The organism is Allobosea sp. 2KB_26 (genome assembly GCF_052115715.1).
GTDB lineage: Bacteria > Pseudomonadota > Alphaproteobacteria > Rhizobiales > Beijerinckiaceae > Allobosea.
This window is the reverse complement of the sequence record NZ_JBFRHE010000003.1, coordinates 462,572-481,439: the sequence shown is the minus strand read 5'-3', so window position 1 is coordinate 481,439 and position 18,868 is coordinate 462,572. Positions and strand designations below refer to the sequence as shown.

The 18,868-nt window shown below is 66.4% G+C and carries 15 protein-coding genes; 10 read left to right on the top strand and 5 right to left on the bottom strand.

All coding sequences use genetic code 11. The features are described from left to right. The first annotated feature begins 95 nt into the window (after nucleotides 1-95). A complete protein-coding gene (locus AB4099_RS13035) occupies nucleotides 96-629 on the top strand; it encodes a putative immunity protein (protein ID WP_441478386.1) in 534 nt (177 codons plus the stop codon). Nucleotides 630-725: 96 nt separating this feature from the next. Here the strand turns inward: AB4099_RS13035 and AB4099_RS13030 are convergent, their stop codons facing one another. The 3 genes from AB4099_RS13030 to AB4099_RS13020 form a co-directional block, all read right to left on the bottom strand. Beyond that, nucleotides 726-1,223: a DUF4142 domain-containing protein gene (locus AB4099_RS13030; protein WP_441478385.1), complete on the bottom strand. Its 498-nt coding sequence runs from the start codon at nucleotides 1,221-1,223 to the stop codon at nucleotides 726-728. Between the two features lie 73 nt (nucleotides 1,224-1,296). Then, nucleotides 1,297-1,983 (bottom strand): GntR family transcriptional regulator, encoded by a 687-nt coding sequence (locus AB4099_RS13025; protein WP_441478384.1) that lies wholly within the window; start codon nucleotides 1,981-1,983, stop codon nucleotides 1,297-1,299. 45 nt (nucleotides 1,984-2,028) lie between these two features. Continuing rightward, complete coding sequence (locus tag AB4099_RS13020; protein WP_441478383.1) at nucleotides 2,029-3,447, bottom strand: SAF domain-containing protein; 1,419 nt, start codon at nucleotides 3,445-3,447, stop codon at nucleotides 2,029-2,031. Nucleotides 3,448-3,628: 181 nt separating this feature from the next. Between AB4099_RS13020 and AB4099_RS13015 the strand changes: the two genes are divergently transcribed. The 5 genes from AB4099_RS13015 to AB4099_RS12995 all read left to right on the top strand — a co-directional run bounded on the left by AB4099_RS13015 (nucleotide 3,629) and on the right by AB4099_RS12995 (nucleotide 8,859). Beyond that, complete coding sequence (locus AB4099_RS13015) at nucleotides 3,629-4,657, top strand: 4-hydroxythreonine-4-phosphate dehydrogenase PdxA (RefSeq protein ID WP_113510830.1); 1,029 nt, start codon at nucleotides 3,629-3,631, stop codon at nucleotides 4,655-4,657. A gap of 64 nt (nucleotides 4,658-4,721) precedes the next feature. Further along, nucleotides 4,722-5,717 (top strand): Bug family tripartite tricarboxylate transporter substrate binding protein, encoded by a 996-nt coding sequence (locus AB4099_RS13010; protein ID WP_441478382.1) that lies wholly within the window; start codon nucleotides 4,722-4,724, stop codon nucleotides 5,715-5,717. Between the two features lie 147 nt (nucleotides 5,718-5,864). Next, complete coding sequence (locus AB4099_RS13005) at nucleotides 5,865-6,353, top strand: tripartite tricarboxylate transporter TctB family protein (RefSeq protein WP_441478381.1); 489 nt, start codon at nucleotides 5,865-5,867, stop codon at nucleotides 6,351-6,353. A gap of 30 nt (nucleotides 6,354-6,383) precedes the next feature. After that, the gene (locus AB4099_RS13000) at nucleotides 6,384-7,895 is read left to right on the top strand and encodes a tripartite tricarboxylate transporter permease (RefSeq protein WP_441478380.1); all 1,512 of its coding nucleotides are present in this window, start codon (nucleotides 6,384-6,386) and stop codon (nucleotides 7,893-7,895) included. A 46-nt stretch (nucleotides 7,896-7,941) separates the two neighbouring features. Then, entirely contained in the window at nucleotides 7,942-8,859 is a 918-nt protein-coding gene (locus AB4099_RS12995) for a dihydrodipicolinate synthase family protein (protein WP_441478379.1), read from the top strand. Between the two features lie 47 nt (nucleotides 8,860-8,906). On the opposite strand, the gene AB4099_RS12990 is transcribed toward AB4099_RS12995, so the two are convergent. Both AB4099_RS12990 and AB4099_RS12985 read right to left on the bottom strand, forming a co-directional pair. Continuing rightward, the gene (locus tag AB4099_RS12990; RefSeq protein ID WP_441478378.1) at nucleotides 8,907-9,041 is read right to left on the bottom strand and encodes a hypothetical protein; all 135 of its coding nucleotides are present in this window, start codon (nucleotides 9,039-9,041) and stop codon (nucleotides 8,907-8,909) included. 75 nt (nucleotides 9,042-9,116) lie between these two features. Next, nucleotides 9,117-9,470: a VOC family protein gene (locus tag AB4099_RS12985; protein WP_113510831.1), complete on the bottom strand. Its 354-nt coding sequence runs from the start codon at nucleotides 9,468-9,470 to the stop codon at nucleotides 9,117-9,119. A gap of 197 nt (nucleotides 9,471-9,667) precedes the next feature. On the opposite strand from AB4099_RS12985, the gene AB4099_RS12980 reads away from it, so the two are divergent. From AB4099_RS12980 to AB4099_RS12965, 4 genes are all read left to right on the top strand, one after another. Next, on the top strand, nucleotides 9,668-10,423 hold the full coding sequence (locus AB4099_RS12980) for a fumarylacetoacetate hydrolase family protein (protein WP_162767910.1): 756 nt from the start codon (nucleotides 9,668-9,670) through the stop codon (nucleotides 10,421-10,423). Nucleotides 10,424-10,676: 253 nt separating this feature from the next. Beyond that, nucleotides 10,677-12,626 carry an autotransporter assembly complex protein TamA gene (locus tag AB4099_RS12975; protein ID WP_441478377.1) on the top strand — a complete coding sequence of 650 codons (1,950 nt, stop codon included), beginning with the start codon at nucleotides 10,677-10,679 and terminating at the stop codon, nucleotides 12,624-12,626. Further along, the gene (locus AB4099_RS12970) at nucleotides 12,626-16,945 is read left to right on the top strand and encodes a translocation/assembly module TamB domain-containing protein (RefSeq protein ID WP_441478376.1); all 4,320 of its coding nucleotides are present in this window, start codon (nucleotides 12,626-12,628) and stop codon (nucleotides 16,943-16,945) included. Before AB4099_RS12975 ends, AB4099_RS12970 begins: the two co-directional genes overlap by 1 nt. A 407-nt stretch (nucleotides 16,946-17,352) precedes the next feature. Beyond that, nucleotides 17,353-18,744, top strand: a complete 1,392-nt coding sequence (locus AB4099_RS12965; RefSeq protein ID WP_441478375.1) for a porin — start codon at nucleotides 17,353-17,355, stop codon at nucleotides 18,742-18,744. Nucleotides 18,745-18,868: the final 124 nt, after the last annotated feature.

Genomic DNA, 18,868 nt, shown 5'->3' with positions numbered 1-18,868 from the left:
GACCCTGGGGTCAGGATCTGGCTCTGGCGAAATATGGCGGGTGCGGCGTCAACGTTCGCGCGCATCGCCAAGGGGGCGACAGCAAGGGGCGACGGATGGATGACGACGCGACTGCGATGAAACTCGGCGAGGACGAGCTGCGCGAGATCGCGCTCTATGCTGCAAGCTGCGCCAGGCAGGTGCTGTCGCTCTTCGAATCCAGTCACCCCGCCGATCACCGTCCGCGGGAAGCGATCGAGGGAGCGGAGGCGTTCGGGCTTGGAGGCAGGCGGACCGCTCTGTTGCGCTCGCAGGCCTGGGCGGCGCATGCCGCCGCTCGCGATACGCAGGATCCTGCCGCGGCCGATGCCGCCCGGGCCGCAAGTCTCGCGGCCGCGGCCGCATATCTGCACCCCAAGGCCACCGCGCACCAGGTCAGGCACATCCTCGGCGCGGCGGCTCATCAGGCCCGGGCCCTGGAAAGCGCAGCGGGAGATGACAAGACCGTCGGCAATGAGCAGCTTCGCTGGGCTCTGAAACACGCGCCTCCGGCTGTTCGCGACGTCTTGCGGCGCATGCCGAACGTGCCCGCCGGTCGAGGCCGCATGGGAGATTTCCTCCGCGAGCTCGACACCGGGCTCCGGCGCTAGCGGCCGGCTCTTCTGCGAAAACGCGCGCAGGGGTGGCAATCGCTCTTGGGGGGCGGACGAAGATGTTCGAGACGACGGCGTGCCGGGGATAGCCCCTCAGTTCGCGCCCGGCAGCTTTTGCGTGAGCTCACCCTGCGTTTGCAGGATCGGCAAGGTCTTGCCGGCAAAACCCTTCAGTTCGGCATCCGAGCCAGCCTGGGCATAGCTGGAGAAGAGCGCCATCGCCTCGTCCTGGGCTTGCTTCTGCGCGGCGACATAGGCGCGGTCGAACTCGGCCCCTTGCTTCTCGCCGAGTTCGCGCAGGATGTCCTGATGTGCCTGGTCGGGTCGCTCGGGCAGGGCGATGCCCGAGCGCTTCGCCACGATCTGGCGCAGGCCGGTGCCTGCGGTCGTGCGGTCGTTCACGGCCTGATGCGCAAAGGCCTTGATCTCGGGAGAGGAACTCTTCTGCAAGGCCAACGTGCCGAGCTCGACGGCCATCATATTCGAGATCGCGGCCTTTTTGACGAATTCATCGGCCTGCAGCGGCTCCTGTGCCGGAGCATGGGAAACGCAAAACACCAGTGCCACCAGGGCAAGCAGGACTGCTCTCATCAATTCCTCGCAGGTATGCGGCCCCCCAATGAGGGATAACCTGCAATCCCCGCCGAGGTTCCGAATATCGGGGTTAGAGGACGTCGCTGACACGCAGCCGTGTCGAGTCCATGTGCCGGCCAATGACGTCCGCCAGTGCGTCCGCGTCGCGCTTCTTCAGCGCGACGATCATCTCCTCATGCTCCGCCACGGCCCCGGCCCATTTCACCGGGCCCTCATTGCCGATGAAGCGCAGCCGCTTGATCCGCGCCTGCAGGGTCTCGTGCATCTCCATCAGCACGGCATTTCCGGAAGCGGCCACGATGGCGCTGTGGATCGCCTGGTTGAGCTTGAAATATTCGAGCCGGTTCTTGGTCTCATAGAGCTCCAGCATCTGCCTGTGCAGTGCGTGGATCGCCTCGATCGTCTCGTCGCTGGCGAGCTGGCAGGCCATCCGGCCTCCCAGCTGCTCGAGCGTCTTCAACACCTGCAGGATCTGGGCGAGATCCGTGTCGGTGAAGCGGCGCACGATCGCGCCCTTGGCGGGCAGGATCTCGACCAGGCCCTCGCTCGCCAGCGTCTTGATCGCCTCGCGCAGGGGTGTGCGCGAGACGCCGAGCTGGGCGCCGACCTGCCCTTCATTGATCCGCTGGCCGGGGGCCAGCCGGCCTTCGATGATCATGTCGCGCAGGCGCTCCAGGACCTCGTCATGCAAGGTGCGCCGGGTGATCCGTGGATAGATTTCCGGCGTGGCCCGGGTGATGTCGGCTTCGTTTGTCATCGCCGTCCCTCGTTTTCATCGTTACGGCATGGGGTCGTCAGCCTGTCAACGCGCCGCAGCTGCGCGCTCCACCGGGCTTTCGGCGAAGATCTCGTCCTGCCTGCGCCGGGTCTGGAGCAGGACCGAGCCCTGATCGATCTCGACATCGCCGAGTTTGATCGCGGCTCCGGCCGCTACGGCGCGAACCAGCTTGCGGTTGGCAACCAGGTAGAACGGGGCAGGGCGGTCATCGGCGAGTGCGGCGGCTGGGCGCATTTCGGCGCCGACGCTCTCGATGCTGTGGTGATGGCCGCCCATGGTCAGCACCGTGCCGGCCGGCAGGTCCCGCTCCGCAACAGCAACCAGGTCCCAGCGCGGACGATAATCCTCGCCATAGCCGGACCGGCCGAGCCCCGCCGCGTCGAGGATACTGGTCGCGGCCTCGACGCCGAGGAGATGGCGCGGCAGGTACAGCATCGCGGTCTTGGCGCTGCGGCTGGCCACATGGCCCTTGCCGGCAAGCATGTCCCAGGTGGCATCGTCCTCGCAGCGCACGACGATGAAGACGCCGCCGGCGAAGCTCGCTTCCTCCGCCAGGCGGAGATGATGGAAGACATCAACACGGCGCGTGCCGGCGCTCAGGCCACCCTGGCGGCGCTCGGCGAACAGGTCGGCGATTTCGGGGATGCGGGCCGGTGGGGCATGGAAGCCGGGCGTATCGGGGCCAAGCCCGGTCGCATTGGCGACAAGCGTCATTTCGCAGAGATCGGGCACGGCCCGGAGCGGAAAGGCGCTGCCCAGGATGCGGGCACGCTCGGCGGCATTGCCGACGATCGAACGCGAACCGGGCAGCCAGTGCTCGCGCAGTTCAGGGAGCGAATGCGTCACCCCGTTGCAGGTCACCGCACCGGTCGCCGCATCGAGAACGAAATCATATTCGCTCGACTTGCCGGCGGCGATGACCTCCAGCCCGAGCACCTCGGCCCAGGTGACGAGAGCGATCAGCAGGCTCGGCTGGTCGCCGTCCACCGGCGTGACGACGACGCCCTTGTCCTGCGCCATGCGGGCGAGGCCGGGGCCGACGACGCTGTCTGCTTCCTTGGACACGAGCGCGACATGGCGCCCGGCCTCGATCGCCGCCAGGCTGTGGCGGGTGGCGGCTTCCGGGCTGCCGGTTGCCTCGATCAGCAGGTGGAAGGGCAGGTCGATGACGGTCTCAAGCCGTCCGGCAGCAATATGGCGCCCGGCCGCCCAGGCCGCCTTGGCCTCCGCCGGCGTTTCGCAGGCGGCGATTTCGGAGGCGGGGATGCCGGCGGCCGCCATGGCACGGGCCGCGCCCTCGGGCGTCATGTCCACCGCGATGCGCGCATTGACCAGCCTGATCCGCCTTGCCTGGCCCAGGAAGCTCTGACCGAAGCCGCCGCTGCCGACCAGACAGCTCTCGATCGGGGTTTTGATGCCGCTGTAGAGCGAATGAAAATTCATGGGCAGATCCTCCGGGGCGCCGCGTCGCGACTCTGAACCGGCCGCCACTTTGCGCTCAGCCTATAGCACGATGGATATGCTGCATACAGCATACTTGTAGCGTTTGGAGCGCTATGCTAGGTCGATGGCCAAGTCTGGCCCTGATCACATCCGGCCATGTGGGAGAATGAGAGCGATGAATATGCGCGCAAACGGAGCACTGCCGACGATCGCGGTCGCGATGGGAGATCCGTCCGGCATCAGCCCCGAATTGCTGGCGCGCATCCTGATCGAGCCCGATCTGCGCTCGTCTGCCCGCTACGTCGTCTTCGGCGACAAGCGCCTGCTCGATCTCGGAGCTGCGGACGCCAAGGTCGACCCGGATGTGCTGGTCATTCGCGAGGGCGATGAGATCCCGGCGCAGTCGGCGAAGCCGGTCTTCATCGACCTCGCCAATCATGATCCGGCCGCGCTCGAGCGTGGCAAGGCGACGCTGGCCGGCGGCCAGGCGGCGACCGACAATTTCCGACGCGCGCTCCGCTTCGCTGCGGAAGGCAAGGCCGATGCCGTGTTCTTCACGCCCTTCAACAAGGCTGCGATGCGCTTCGCTTATCCCGGCTATGACGACGAGATCCGCTTCGTGCGCGACGCCATCGGCTATGAGGGTGATGCCAGCGAGTTCAACATTCTCGACGGGCTGTGGAACGCCCGTGTCACCTCGCATATCCCGCTGTCCGAGGTTGCGGCTGCGATCAGCCAGGAGCGCATCCTCAAGGCGCTGACGCTGGCCGACGGCAACCTGCGTGCTGCCGGTTTCAACCCGCCGCGCATTGCTGTTGCCGGTATCAACCCGCATGCTGGCGATGGCGGCAATTTCGGCCGCGACGAGATCGAGACGATCGAGCCCGCGGTGAAGCAGGCCAAGGCCCGGGGCTTCACCGTCGAGGGGCCGTTCCCCTCCGACACCGTCTTCCTGCGCGCCAGGAACGGCGATTTCGATGCCGTGCTGACGATGTATCACGACCAGGGCCAGATCGCGATGAAGCTGATCGGCTTCGACCGTGGCGTCACGCTGATTGGCGGCTTCCCGTTCCCGATCTGCACGCCGGCGCACGGCACCGCCTATGAGATCGCCGGCAAGGGCATCGCCAATCTCGGCGCGACCCGTGCGGCGCTCAGCCTCGCCATCAAGATGGCGAATGAAGGAAGGGCCGCACGCAAGGCGGCCTGAGTTTAGCGCGGCCGGGCAGCCGTTTCATGAGCCGTCCGGCATCTAATCACGAAGGGAGAGACGAATGAAGAAGACGAGCATTGCGGCTGGTATGGCAGTCGCGTTCAGCCTGGCCGGTGCAACCGCTGCGCAGGCCTGGCAGCCCACCAAGCCGGTGGAATTCGTGGTCACCTCGGGCGCCGGCGGCGGCACCGACAATTTTGCCCGCGTCATCCAGTCGATCATCACCAAGCACAAGCTCTTCGACCAGCCGATCGTGGTGGTCAACAAGGGCGGCGGCAGCGGCGCCGAAGGCTATATCCATGGCCGCGCCGGCAAGGGCGACGCCCACCGCGTCATCTTCGGCACCAATAACGCCTATCTGCTGCCCTACGTCGCCAAGCTCGGCTACAAGCTCTCGGATCTGACGCCGGTTTCGGCGCTGGCGCTGGACGAGTTCATCCTCTGGGTCAACGGTCAGGCTCCCTATGCCGATGCCAAGAGCTATATCGACGCGGTCAAGGCCAAGCCCGGTTCGCTGAAGATGGGCGGCAGCCAGTCGAAGGACACTGACCAGACGCTGACCTCGATGATCCAGGAAGCCGCTGGCGTGAAGTGGATCTACGTGCCGTTCCAGGGCGGCAGCGCGGCCGCCGTGCAGCTCGCCGGTGGTCACATCGACTCCAACGTCAACAACCCGAACGAGAATATCGGCCAGTGGAAGGCCGGCCAGGTGAAGCCGCTTTGCGTCTTCAGCCCGGTGCGTCTCGCCAAGGGTGAGGCGGTCTTCGAGGGCAAGGGCTGGGGCGATATCCCGACCTGCAAGGAAGCTGGCCTCCCGCTCGAGACCTTCCAGATGCCGCGCACCGTCTGGCTGCCGGCCGAAGTCCCCGCCGATGCGGTCGCTTACTACGCCGACATCATGGAGAAGGTCAGCAAGACCCCGGAGTGGCAGGAATTCATCACCCGCACTTCGCAGACGGGCCGCTTCATGAAGGGCAAGGAATTCGCCGACTTCGTCGCCAAGGACGAGGCCGCGAACAAGAAGACCTTCGAAGCCGAAGGCTGGGTCGTCAAGTAAGACGGTTCCCTGCCGCCGGCTGGCCTACGGGCCGGCCGGCGGCAGGTCGTTTCCTGATTGGCCTTGCCCCGGCGCCTTCAACAGGACCGGGGCAGGCGTGATGAACGCGAAGAGACGGCCTGAAGCCGTTCGCTGGAGGAGGCTGCCATGATCACCCGCTTCTGGGCTGAATCCGCCATGGCCGTGGTGACGATGATCTTCGGGCTCGGCATCGTCTATGGTGCGCTCGACTTCGGCGTCGGCTGGGATTCGTCCGGGCCGCAGCCGGGCGCCTTCCCCTTTTATACCGGTCTGCTTGTCGCGGCCGCGAGCCTTGGCACCTTGGTGCTCACGCTCGGCAAGCGCTTTGCCGGAACCGGCAATCTTCAGGACGTCTTTCTCGATCGCGAGCAGGGCAAGCGCGTTGCCGCCTTCTTCCTGCCGATGCTGGCCTTCGCCGTGCTGAGCGTGACGCTCGGCATGTATGTCGCGACGATCCTCTACCTCGTCTTCACCATGCGCTTTCAGGGTCGCTACAGCTGGTTCGCCTCGCTCGGCACCGCCTTCGTGACGGCCGTGCTGTTCTATCTCGCGCTCGAAAAGTTCTTCCAGATCGGCCTGCTCAAGGGGCCGGTCGAGTCTTTCCTCGGCCTGTGACCATCTCCCTTTCCGGATCGGTGCCGCCTCATGGATAATGTCGCCTCCCTGATGCACGGCTTCTCGGTCGCGCTCACCACTCACCACATCCTGCTGATGATGGCGGGCGTCCTGCTCGGCATCCTGGTCGGTGTCCTGCCCGGCCTCGGCGCGCCCAACGGCGTCTCGCTGATGCTGCCGCTGACCTTCTCGATGGACCCGGTCTCCGCGATCATCCTGCTGACCTCGCTCTATTGGGGTGCGCTCTTCGGCGGCTCGACCACCTCGATCCTGTTCAACATCCCGGGCGAACCATCCTCAGTCGCGACCACATTCGACGGACACCCGATGGCGAAACAGGGCAGGGCGACCGAAGCCTTGTCCTTCGCGTTCCTCTCCGCCGGCTTCGGCGCGATGGCGGGCGTCATCCTGATCACGCTGCTCTCCGGCTGGGTCGCCAAATTCGCGTTGAAATTCTCCTCGCCCGAGTATTTCGCGGTCTATTTCATGACCTTCGCGAGCTTCATCGGCCTGGGCGGTGCCACGCCCCTGAAGGCGATCGTCTCGATGGGCGTCGGCTTTGCGCTCGCCTCGGTGGGCATGGACTCGGTCTCAGGCAGCGTCCGGCTGACCTATGATCTCGACGTGCTGCTCGCAGGCGTCAGCTTCCTCATCGCGGTCATCGGCCTGTTCGGCATCGGCGAGTTGCTGCTGACCATGGAGGAGGGCCTGAAATTCGACGGGGTCCACGCCAAGGTCAGGATCAGCGATGTTCTGAAGACCGCGGCCAAGCTGCCGCGCTACTGGCTGGCACTGCTGCGCTCCAGCGTCATCGGCATCTGGATGGGCATCACGCCCGGAGGCCCGACCGCGGCCTCCTTCATGAGCTATGCCATGGCCAAGCGTTCGTCGCGCAATCCCGAGAAGTTCGGCAAGGGCGAGCCGGAAGGCGTGATCGCGCCCGAGACCGCCGACCACGCAGCCGGTTCGGCCGCGATGCTGCCGATGCTGGCGCTCGGCATTCCCGGTTCGGCGACCGCCGCCGTGATGATGGGTGGCTTGATGATCTGGGGGCTCAATCCCGGCCCGATGCTCTTCGTCGAACGGCCGGATTTCGTCTGGGGCCTGATTGCCTCGATGTATCTCGGCAATGTCGTCGCGGTCATCGTCGTGCTGGCGACCGTGCCGCTCTTCGCCTCGATCCTGCGCATCCCGTTCTCGATCGTCGGGCCGCTGATTGTGATCATCTGCTTCATCGGTGCCTTCACCGTCGCCAGCAAGGAATTCGACATCTGGCTGGCGCTGATCTTCGGGATCGTCGGCTACCTCTTCAAGAAGCTCGATTATCCGATCGCGCCGCTGGTGCTCGCCATGGTCATTGGCGACAAGGCCGAGGATGCCTTCCGGCAATCGATGATCTTCTCGCAAGGGGCGCTCTCGATCTTCTGGTCGAACCCGTTGGTCTCGACCCTGATGTCGATCGGTGTCCTGCTGCTGGTCATGCCGCTGCTCGGCTCAGGCTTGCGCCGACTCAAGGGCGGCCGCGCCACGCGCCCCGCCTGACCGTTGCTTCGACCCTCCGTCTCAACCGGCAAAACAGAGACCGACCATGACCGAACCCTACAAGGGCATTCTGCCGATCGCTCCGACGATCTTCCACGACAATGGCGACCTCGACATCGAGGGCAACCGGCGCGTCATGGACCTGATGGTCGATCAGGGCGTCGACGGCATCTGCATCCTGGCCAATTTCTCCGAGCAGTTCCTGCTGACCGACGAGGAGCGCGACCAGGTCATGCGCCTCTCGATCGAGCAGGTCGCCGGCCGCGTGCCGGTGATCGTCACGACCTCGCATTTCTCGACCCGGATCGCGGCGCAGCGCGCCAAGGCGGCGGCGGATGCCGGCGCGAAGATGCTGATGATGATGCCGCCCTATCACGGCGCGCTGCTCAAGGCCGACGAGCAGGGCATGATCGAGCATTTCAAGCATGTCACCGATGCCTGTGGCCTTCCGGTCATCCTGCAGGACGCGCCGCTCTCCGGCGTCACCATGACGGTGCCCTTCATGGTGCGGCTGGCGAAGGAGGTCCCGCTCGTCCGTTATTTCAAGATCGAGGTCCCCGGCACGGCGAACAAGCTGCGCGCCCTGATCGAGGCGGGGGGCGAGGCCGTCGTCGGCCCGTTCGATGGCGAGGAGGCGATCACGCTGATGGCCGATCTCGATGCCGGTGCGTCCGGCACGATGACCAGCGCCATGATCCCCGACCTGATCAAGCCGATCCTGGCCGCGCATGCCTCGGGCGATCGCAAGACGGCGGCGGCGCTCTATCGCGACGTGCTGCCGATCATCAACTACGAGAACCGCCAGTGCGGCCTGCGCTCGGCCAAGGCAGTGATGAAGGAGGGCGGGGTGATCAGGAGCGACGCCGTCCGCCACCCTCTGACGCCACTGCACCCGAAGACCCGCGAGGGCCTGATCGAGCTGGCGCGCGAACTCGACCCGCTGGCGCTGCGCTGGGGGAAATGACGCGGCGCGCCGCTGCGGCGCCCGCCTGAGAGACGATCAGCGTCGGCTCAATAGGACCCGATGCCGCCGGAAGGCGGCGGCAGGTTGCCGCGACGGTCTCTCGTGATGAATTCCGGCGTCACCTGGAACGCCCGGGACAGCCAGGTGATATAGGCCGACAGCAACTGCTCGATGGCACGCATGGGTTGCCTCCACATTTGCAGAGGCAACCCTAGCATGAAACGTGGCGTCTTGCCCGGGATTTCGGACGAGGGCGTCTATGCCTTCGTCCAGACCGCAAGCTCGTAGCCGTCCGGATCGGCGAAGTGGAAACGCCGCCCACCGGGGAAATCGAAGGCCGGCTTGACGATGCGCCCGCCGGCGGCCTCGACCTGCGCCTGTGACGCGGGAAGATCATCGGCATAGAGGATGATCAGCGGCCCGCCGGGCTGCGGCGTGCCCTGGGTGGTGAATCCGCCTTCGAGACGGCCGTCGGCGAAGGCGCAGTATTCGGGGCCGTACGCGGTCATCGTCCAACCGAAGGCCTTTTCGTAGAAGGCGCGCGCCCGGCCGAGATCGGCAACGACGAATTCGACATAGTCGATGCGCCTGTCATTGGGCGATGGGCTCATGACGTTCTCCTTCGATTCATGTTCATCTGATTTCATGGAGCAGCCTTCGGTCATGATCCGGCAGGAGGCGAAGGATCAGGGGCGCTGCTAACGCGCATCTTGTTCAAGGGCGCCGTGCTGCTGTAGCAGCTTGGCAATCACCGGGCCTCCTGTGCACGATGCACATCCACAGGCTCAGACTGACAGGGGCAAGACGCATGCCGACGACGACCGAAACCTCCTTGCGCGAAGCCTTTGTCCAGGCGCGCCGCAGCCGCAGCCTCGTCGACATCGAGACGCTTCCCGTTCCGGCCGATCTCGAAACGGCTCTGGCGGTTCAGGCCGATGTCAGTAGCGACATGGGCTATGCGCATCTCGGCTGGAAGGTCTCGATCACCGATGGACGCGGCCTCGTCGGCCTGATGCCCGGGCCGTTCCTGAAGCCGGGCGATACCTATCGCTCGGTGCCCGGAGCCGAGCTGCGGCTCGAGGTCGAGCTCGCCATCCGCCTCGGTCGCGACATGCCGCGCCGGCCCGGCAAGCCCTATAGCCGGGCCGAACTGCTCGAGCATTGCCACAGTGCCTTCGTCGGCATCGAGATCATCGAAAGCCGCATCGCCGACTGGACCCATGTGCCGTTCCCGCTCTGGCTGGCGGATTCTATGGGCCATGGCGGTTATCTGATCGGCCAGGACGTTCCCTTCGAGGTTTTCGACGAGGTCGCCGATCTCACCTGCACGGTCGAGCTCGACGGCGACGTGCTCTATGACAAGCCCGCTCATCACGCCAATGGCGATCCGCTCACCCCGGTGCTGGCCTGGGCCAATCGTGAGACCGAGAGCGCGCTTGGCGGCCTCGTCGCCGGCCAGATCATCACCACGGGCAGCCTTTGCGGCGGCGTGCTCGCGCCGAATCTCGGTCCGGTCATCGTCAGGCTCGATCCGCTGGCCGCGATTTCCTTCGCGCTGGCCTGATATCGGGACCGGCATTGCAGGCCGAGTCAGCTTGCAATCGAGCTCGATTTCGCCGCGCATTCCGAGGCAATTGTTGCGGGTTGCAGGAGCGCCCGGGACAGCTTTGACGAGCAGAATTGTGGTCATGCAGAGGCGTGACCACAAAATCATCTCATTCTATTGGTCTTGATAGTGTTGCGTTGGAGGATTGATGCGGGGTTTGCGGCGTAGGGTGCGCAGGGTTGCAGGCGGAGGCGGTTACGCTTTCGCCGCTATGCTTGCAATCCAGCCTGCGCCCGCCGAGGCTTTCGACCTCTCCTCGCTCGACATATTCGGCTTGTTCGGCTCCACGGAGAAGCCGCCGGCGGTCAGCAGCACGACGCTGCCCTATCAGCTCGCATTCGAGGTGAGCGGGACCGACGATGCCAAGGCCCTGACGCAGACGCTGCGTGACGCCTCCCTGCTTTATCGGCTCAGGCAGGATGCGCCGCCCGATGGCGAAACCCTGGCCCGGCGCATGGTCGCCGATCTCAATCCGCTGATCGATGCCCTTTGGTCACTCGGCTATTTCAACGCGGATGTGACGATCGCGGTCGACGGCAACGGTCTGCGCCTCGGCAGCGAGCCTGGCCCGGCGCTGGTGCGCGCGCTTGAAGCCTATCGCAACCGGGCACCGGTGCCGATCTCCGTGCGGGTTGTGACCGGCCCGCTCTTCAGTCTGCGCAATGTCGAGGTCGTCGAGCAGGGCAAGGGTGGGGGCGGTGCCATTGCCGATCCCCACAAGGTCGCGCGCCTGAAAACGGGCGATCCCGCGACCTCGGCCGCATTGCGTTCGGCGCAGTCGTCTCTGGTCGATCATCTGCGCAACCAGTCGCGCCCGCTCGCCAGGGTGGTTGCGCTGCGCCCGGTCGTCGATCACGCGGCGAAGATCATGGATGTGACCTATGTCGTCGAGCCCGGGCCGGTCGCCGGTTTCGGCGACGTCGGGATCGAGGGCACGGTCGACGTCCCGCCGCATGTCGTTCGCTCCTTCATCTATCTGGAGCCGGGCGACCCCTATTCGCCCAAGGCACTGGCCGACACGCGCAAATCGATCGCCTCGATTCCCGCGATCGGTTCCGCCCGCATCCGTGAGGCCGACCGGCTCGACGCCAATGGCAACCTGCCGATCTTCGTCGACATCACCGAGCGGCCGAAGCGGCTGATCGGCTTTTCCAGCCGCTATTCCACCATCGATGGTCCGGCGGTCAGGACCTATTGGGAACATCGCAATCTGCTTGGCGGTGCCGAGCGGCTCAGGCTGGAAGGCGATCTCTTTCTCGCCCCGCGGATCGACGGCACCACGATCCAGAGATTCGGCGATTTCGAGCAATCCGACATTGGCGGGCGCTTTGGGTTCAGCTTCATGAAGCCGGCGCTGAACGGAACCCGCTACGACCTGCTGGTCGACGGCTTTGCGACGCGCGAGCGTGTCGGTACCAACCGTTATGGCGGCTATACCGCTCGCTACGCCAATGTCACCACCAGCATCCGCCGGCGTTTCAGCGATACCTTCTCGGTCCAGGCCGGCCTCGAGGTCGAGCGCGGTCAGACCAGCGACGTGCTCGGCCAGGTCACCTACACCCTTGTCGGCATCCCGCTTTCGGTCCGATACGACACGACCGACAGCCTGCTCGATCCGACGCGCGGTGTCCGCCTCACGGCCTCCGTGGCGCCATACCCGACCTTCATGGGATCGACGGTCGGCATCGTCCAGACCAAGGGCGCGATCTCCGGCTATTACGCGCTTGATGAGGAGGCCCGCTATGTGCTGGCCGGGCGCATCGGCTTCGGCTCCGTGGCCGGCGCGGCGCTCGACGAGATCCCGTCGACGCGGCGCTTCTATGCCGGCGGCGGCGGTTCGGTGCGCGGCTACGGCTATCGCACGCTGTCGCCGCTTGGCCCGTACAACCAGTTGATCGGCGGACGCAGCCTGTTCGAAGCCTCGGTCGAGGCGCGGATCAAGATCACCAACACCATCGGCATCGTGCCGTTCTTCGATGTCGGTACGGCATTCGAGGAGAGTTTCCCGACCTTCGACCAGACGCTGCGGATGTCGGCCGGTCTCGGGTTGCGCTACTATACGCCGATCGGCCCGATCCGGTTCGACGTCGCCGCCCCGCTCAATCCGCGCAAGGGCGACAAGCCGGTCGCGGTCTATATCAGCATCGGGCAGGCCTTCTGATGCGCAACCGGCTCACCCTTCCGCGCCTGGCGCTTCTGGCCCTGCTACTGGTGGCGGGTCTGGTCGTCTCGGCGCGCTTCGGCGGTTTCGCCCAGAACGCGCAGAATGATCGCGGGGTTCTGGCCGACCTGATCTCGCGCGCCCTGTCGACACCGAACAGCCAGGTCTCGATCGGCGCGGTCGATGGCGCGCTATCCTCCGACGCGACGATCCGTGATGTGGTTCTCTCCGATCGCGATGGCGCCTGGCTGAGGGTCGACCGCGTGCGGCTGATCTGGACCCGCACGGCCCTGCTGCTCGGCAGGCTCGAGGTCGACCGGCTCGAGATCGGCAAGCTCGAGATCCTGCGCAAGCCGATTGCCGACCCGGGCGCCGCGCCGACCAGCGACCAGCCGCTTCTGCCGGAGCTGCCGGTCAAGGTGAACATCACCGCCTTCCAGCTCAATGAGTTGTCGCTGGGCGCCCCGATCGTCGGCGTGCCGGCGCGGTTGGGCGCGACCGGCGCCGCGTCGCTGGGCGCTCCGTCCGAGGGGCTTTCGCTGCGTCTCGAGGCGCGCCGGCTCGATGCGCCGGGCGAGTTCACGCTCAGGCTCGGTTTCGTGCCGCAGACCACGCGCCTGCAGATCGCCGGCAAGGTCGACGAGCCTCAGGGCGGCCTGATCGCGCGTGTCGCCAATCTCCCGGACCAGCCGCCGGTCAAGCTCGACCTCAATGGCGATGGCCCGCTCGACGCCTTCCGCTCGACCCTGACATTCACGGCCGGCCCGACCATCGGGGCGCAGGGCTCGGCCAATCTCTCACGCGTCGGCACTGGCCGTGACCTGGTCCTGGCCCTCGATGCCCGCATCGAGGGGCTGATGCCGGCGCCGGCCGCACCGATCTTTGCGGGCTCGACCCGTCTCGACGGCACGGTCGGCTTCGTCGATGACGGTGCCGTCGACCTGCGCAACATCGCGCTTGTCTCGGCACTGGCGCGTCTCGATGTCACTGGGCGCTACGGAGCCGACAAGACCCTCGATATCCGCGTCACCGCTGCGGCCGTGCCCAATGCCAACGGCCGCACTGTTGCCGCGGGCAGCGAGATCGGCAAACTCGCCCTGGATGCCACCATCAACGGCCCGGTGAACGGGCCGCGCGTCGTCGCCACGCTCGACGCGCGGGATCTGCGCCTGCCGACCGGTCGCCTTGGCAAACTCGTGGCGCGCTTCACCGCGACGCCGAACGGATCGATCGGCAATGCCGACACGCGCATCGCGCTTGTCTCGGATGGGGAGGCGACGGGCGTGGCGCTGGCCGATCCCAAGCTCGCCCGCGTGGTTGGCGACCGCATCGTCTTCACGCTGCGCGGGACAGGGCGGGGCGAGGGGAGTGCCGATTTCGAGACCCTGCGGCTCGCGATGTCCGGCGTGGAGCTCGACTACAAGGGGGAGCTCGGCAAAGCCCGCATCCTGGGGCAGGCGCGCGCGGTCCTGCCCGATCTCTCGCGGCTCAGCGGTCTTGCCGGTCGCAAGCTTTCAGGCAAGGCGCAGCTCGGCGCCGATATCGATGCCGTGCCGCGCCAGAACATCTATTCCGCGACCCTCGATGGCCGTGGCGATCAGATCGGGACCGGGGAGGCGGCGCTCGACCGGCTGCTCGCCGGCAATCTGACGCTGGCCGGGCGCGTAGGGACACTCGCTGACGGCGGTGTGAATGTCAGTGGTCTTCGTCTCGCCGGGCAGCATGTCGCCCTCACTGCCGATGGCGGCATCGGCCGCGAGCGCTCGGATCTGCGGGCCGCGATCACCCTGCCTGATCTGAAGCGGGCCGATCCACGCCTCTCCGGCAAGGGCGAGGTCACGGCACAGCTTACCGGACCGCAGAACAAGCTCGATGCCTCGGCACGGATCGCGGTGACGAATGCGAGCGCGCTCGGTCGCCCGATCCCGCGCCTGTCGATCGATGCCGTGATCCGCGACCTGCAGGGCGCGCTCGAGACGCGGGCGACGCTTGCCGGTGAGGTCGAGGGCAAGCCCGCGACCGGCACGCTGCAATTCGCGCGACTGCCCGATGATGCCTGGGATCTGTCGAAGCTCGATCTCGCCATCGGCTCGGTCAAGCTGACCGGAGCTGTGACGCTCGACCAGGCCAGGCGAGCCGCCGGCCGGCTGACGCTCGCTGCACGCAATCTCGACGATCTCTCGGCGCTGGCCCTCACCAAGCTCGGCGGACAGCTCGATGCGGATATCATGCTCGCTCTTGTCGAGGGGCGGCAGAACCTGGACCTGAAAGCCAAGGGCACGCGCATCAGTGCCGCCGGGGTCTCGCTCGACAAGCTCGATGCCAGCGTCGCTGCCACGGATCTCCATGGTCGCCCGGCGATCGATGCCGCCATCGCCATCGATCGCGCGGTGATCTCCGGCGAGGCGATCAATGCGATCCGCTTCGATTCGAAGGGCGGGCCGGATGCGAGCGCCTTCACCCTCAGCGCCAATGCCCGGGGCTTCACGCTCAATGGCGCCGGCCAGCTCGTTCCCGGTGATCCGCTGCGGCTCGACATCGCCTCCTTCGATGCCCGGCGCGAGGGCAAGCGCATCACGCTCGCCAACCCGGCCTCGCTGGGCTTTCCGGCCGGCGGCGTCGAGATCTCGAAGCTGGCGCTTGCGATCGATTCCGGCCGGCTCAGCCTGGACGGCCGAGCGGGTGAGACGCTCGATCTGCGCGTGAATGCAAAGGACATCCCGCTTTCGGCAGTCAAGCTGGTGGCCCCGAAGCTCGAGCTTTCCGGCACGCTGAACGCCGAGGCGCAGATTTCCGGCAAGCCGGATGCTCTCGCCGGCCCCTGGCAGATCCGGGTCGCGCGGCTGGTGACGCCCGAAACCCGCAGCGCCGGCCTGCCTCCGGTCGAGATCAGCGGCAACGGTCAATTCTCCGGCCGGCAGACCAGCGTCGAGGCGACGCTGACGGCCGGTCGCGGCGCCAATCTCGCGGTTCGTGGCACGGCGCCCCTGAGCGCAAGCGGCGCGCTTGCTCTCACCATTCAGGGCAAGCTCGACGCGGCTCTCGCCAATGCGCTGCTCGCGGCGCAGGGGCAACGGCTGACCGGCGCTGTGACGCTCGACCTTCGGGCTGGCGGCACTGCGGCAGCACCCGAACTGAACGGCGCCGCGACGCTTGCCAATGGCAGCTTCACCGACGCGCTCCAGGGCGTGCGGCTGACCGGGATCGAAGCGCGCATCGCGGCCAATGGCGACAATCTGCGCATCGAGCGCGCGGTTGCCCGCACCGCCAATGGCGGCACGCTGTCGGCGTCAGGCCAGGTCCGCGTCGATCCCGCCGCCGGTTTCCCGGGCGAGATCAAGATCGAGGGGCGCCGGGCCCAACTCGTCTCGAACGGCATCGTGACATCGGTTGCCGACCTCAATCTCGCGATCGCCGGCCCCCTGGCGCAGCGCCCGCGCGTCGATGGGCGTGTCGATATCATCTCGCTCGATGTCGCCGTGCCGGATCGGTTGCCGGCTTCCTTGCGCCCCGTCGACGGGATTCGCCACGTCAATGCGAAGGGCGCTGCGGCGGTGCGGCTTGCCGCGCAACGCAAGGCGGCGCGCAGCGCCGGCAAAGGCGGACGAGCGGCGCCTGCCTTCGATGCCGCACTCGCCGTCACCATCTCCGCGCCGAACCGCGTCTTCATCCGTGGTCGCGGAATCGATGCCGAACTTGGGGGCGAGCTGCGCGTCGGCGGCACGCTCTCTGCTCCCGTGCTTGATGGCGGGTTCGATCTCAGGCGCGGCCGCTTGTCGGTCGCGAGCCAGCGGCTCGATTTCAGCCGCGGCCGCCTGACCTTCACGGGCGGCGTGATTCCCGAACTCGATTTCGTCGCCGAGACCCGCGCCTCGGACGTGACCGCGCGAATCCTCGTCACCGGGCCGGCGGACCAGCCGGCCTTTGCCTTCACCTCCCAGCCCGAGTTGCCGCAGGACGAGGTGCTGTCGCGCCTGCTCTTCGCCCGCGCCTCCGGCTCGCTCTCGCCGTTCCAGGCCCTGCAGCTGGCACAGACGGCCGCGCAGTTCGCGGGGACCGGCGGCGACGATGCCTTCGAGAAGCTGCGCAAATCGCTCGGCGTCGACAATCTCGACATCCAGATGGGCGCCGGCGGCCCGACGGTCGGTGTCTCCCGCTACATCGGCGACAACGTCTCGATCGGGATCAAGGCCGGCGCCAAGCCCGAGGATAGCGGCGTCTCCATCGGCATCGACGTGACGAAGCGGCTTCGCATCCAGGCCGAGACCGGTGCGGATGGCAGCGCCGCCGTCGGCGTCGGCGCCGAATGGGAATACTGACGGCGCCGGCGTGCTCCCTTCCGGATGCTGCGGCTTGAGTCGGTCATTCCGATTCGAACAGGCCGTGATTCTGCCGTCTTTTGCCTGCAGGACGTGCCCAGCCGGGGCACGCGGTTAACCGCTGGTAAATTTCGACCCTCAAAGCGTGGCGCGCCTGCAACACCGGGTTTCAAAGCACCCCCTCGGACCTCGCGGCGGCGTGATCTCGGTTGATCGGCCACCCGGCATTCGTATGGTGAAGATGCGTCGGGACGTTCCCGGTCGCTGTTTTTCGTCTTCGCCTCTGAATGGTTCAGGGACGTGGGCGAAAGACCGGGATAGGCGGGTTCGCCGGTTTGGTCTCCTGGGGCCGATCGTCAAGAACACGCTGAAGCCCGAGGGTCTCGAAACTCTTTTGGAGGTTACCAATGAAGCTCGTTAAGAGCCTCCTCCTCGGTTCTGCCGCCGGCTTCGCCGCGGTCGCCGGGGCTCAGGCCGCCGATCTTCCCTCGCGGAAGGCCGCTCCGGTCGAATACGTTCGCGTCTGCACCGCCTATGGCAGCGGCTTCTTCTACATCCCGGGCACCGATAGCTGCCTGCGCATCGGCGGCCGTCTCCGCGCTGAGTACACCTTCGGCGAGCGTTGGGGTGACCTGCAGGACTCGTACGGCACCCGCGCTCGTGGTCGTCTGAACATCGACCTGCGCACCGCCACCGCTTACGGCACCCTGCGCACCTTCATCCGTTATGACGTGACGGTTTCGACCGGCCCGTACGGCTACGGCGCGCTGAACGGCGGCGCGATCTTCGCCAACGGCGCGGCCGGCGCCAACAGCAACTCGACGGGCATTTCGCTCGACAAGGGCTTCATCCAGTTCGGACCGATCACCGCTGGTCGCGCGCAGTCGTTCTTCGACTTCTACGCCAACGACCTCGGCTTCAGCTCGCTCCGCGGCTCGGACAACAGCCCGAACCTGTTGGCCTACACCGCGACCTTCGGCTCGGGCTTCTCGGCCACGATCTCGCTTGAAGACCGCCTGGCCGGCCGTAACGCGATCGCTCGCAACGCCCTCGCCTTCAACACCGGTTCTGTCGCCCTCGAGGGCAGCCAGGCTCCGGACGTCGTCGGTGCGTTGAACGTGACCCAGGGCTGGGGCTCTGCTCAGCTGTCGGGTGCCATCGGTCAGCGTAACATCGCCAGCTTCCCGGTTGGTGTTATCGGCAATCCCGCCATCATCCGTGGTGGTGACGAGACTGCTTGGGCCATCCAGGGCGGTCTGAAGTTCAACCTGCCGATGCTCGCCGCTGGCGACGTCCTGTGGTTGCAGGCCGCTTACGCTGAGGGCATGAACTCCTACCTCGGCTACGGCAGCATCTATGGCTACGGCCGTCTCGGTGCGCTCACCGCTGCCGACATCGTCGTCGACCAGACCACCGGTCGCACGAAGCTGACCAAGGGCTTCGCCATCACCGCTGGCCTGAAGCACTACTGGACCCCGACCATCCGTTCGGAAGTCTATGGTTCGTACTCCCAGCTCGACATCGGCGCTGCGATCCAGAACGGCCTCGGCGCGGTCAATGGCACGCTCAATGGCACCGCGGTTCCGGTCAAGCTGAACCCGAAGGAGTTCATCATCGGCACCAACCTCGTCTGGACCCCGGTTTCGGGTCTCGATATCGGCGTGGAAGTTCTCTACTCCAAGGTTGAGCTGAAGAACCGCATCGGTCAGGTCGACAACTTCGGCAACCGCAACAACAACCTGCTGATCAAGAGCGACGACGCCCTCACCGGCCGTCTGCGCATCCAGCGCGACTTCTGATCGGTTCTCCGATCCTAGTCGGAAGCCCCGGGGAAACCCGGGGCTTTTTTCGTTTGGATATCGTGGGTTAGGCCTGTTCACTCACTTGACAGGGGCAGCCGAACCGTCCTGACTTGGCAGCCTG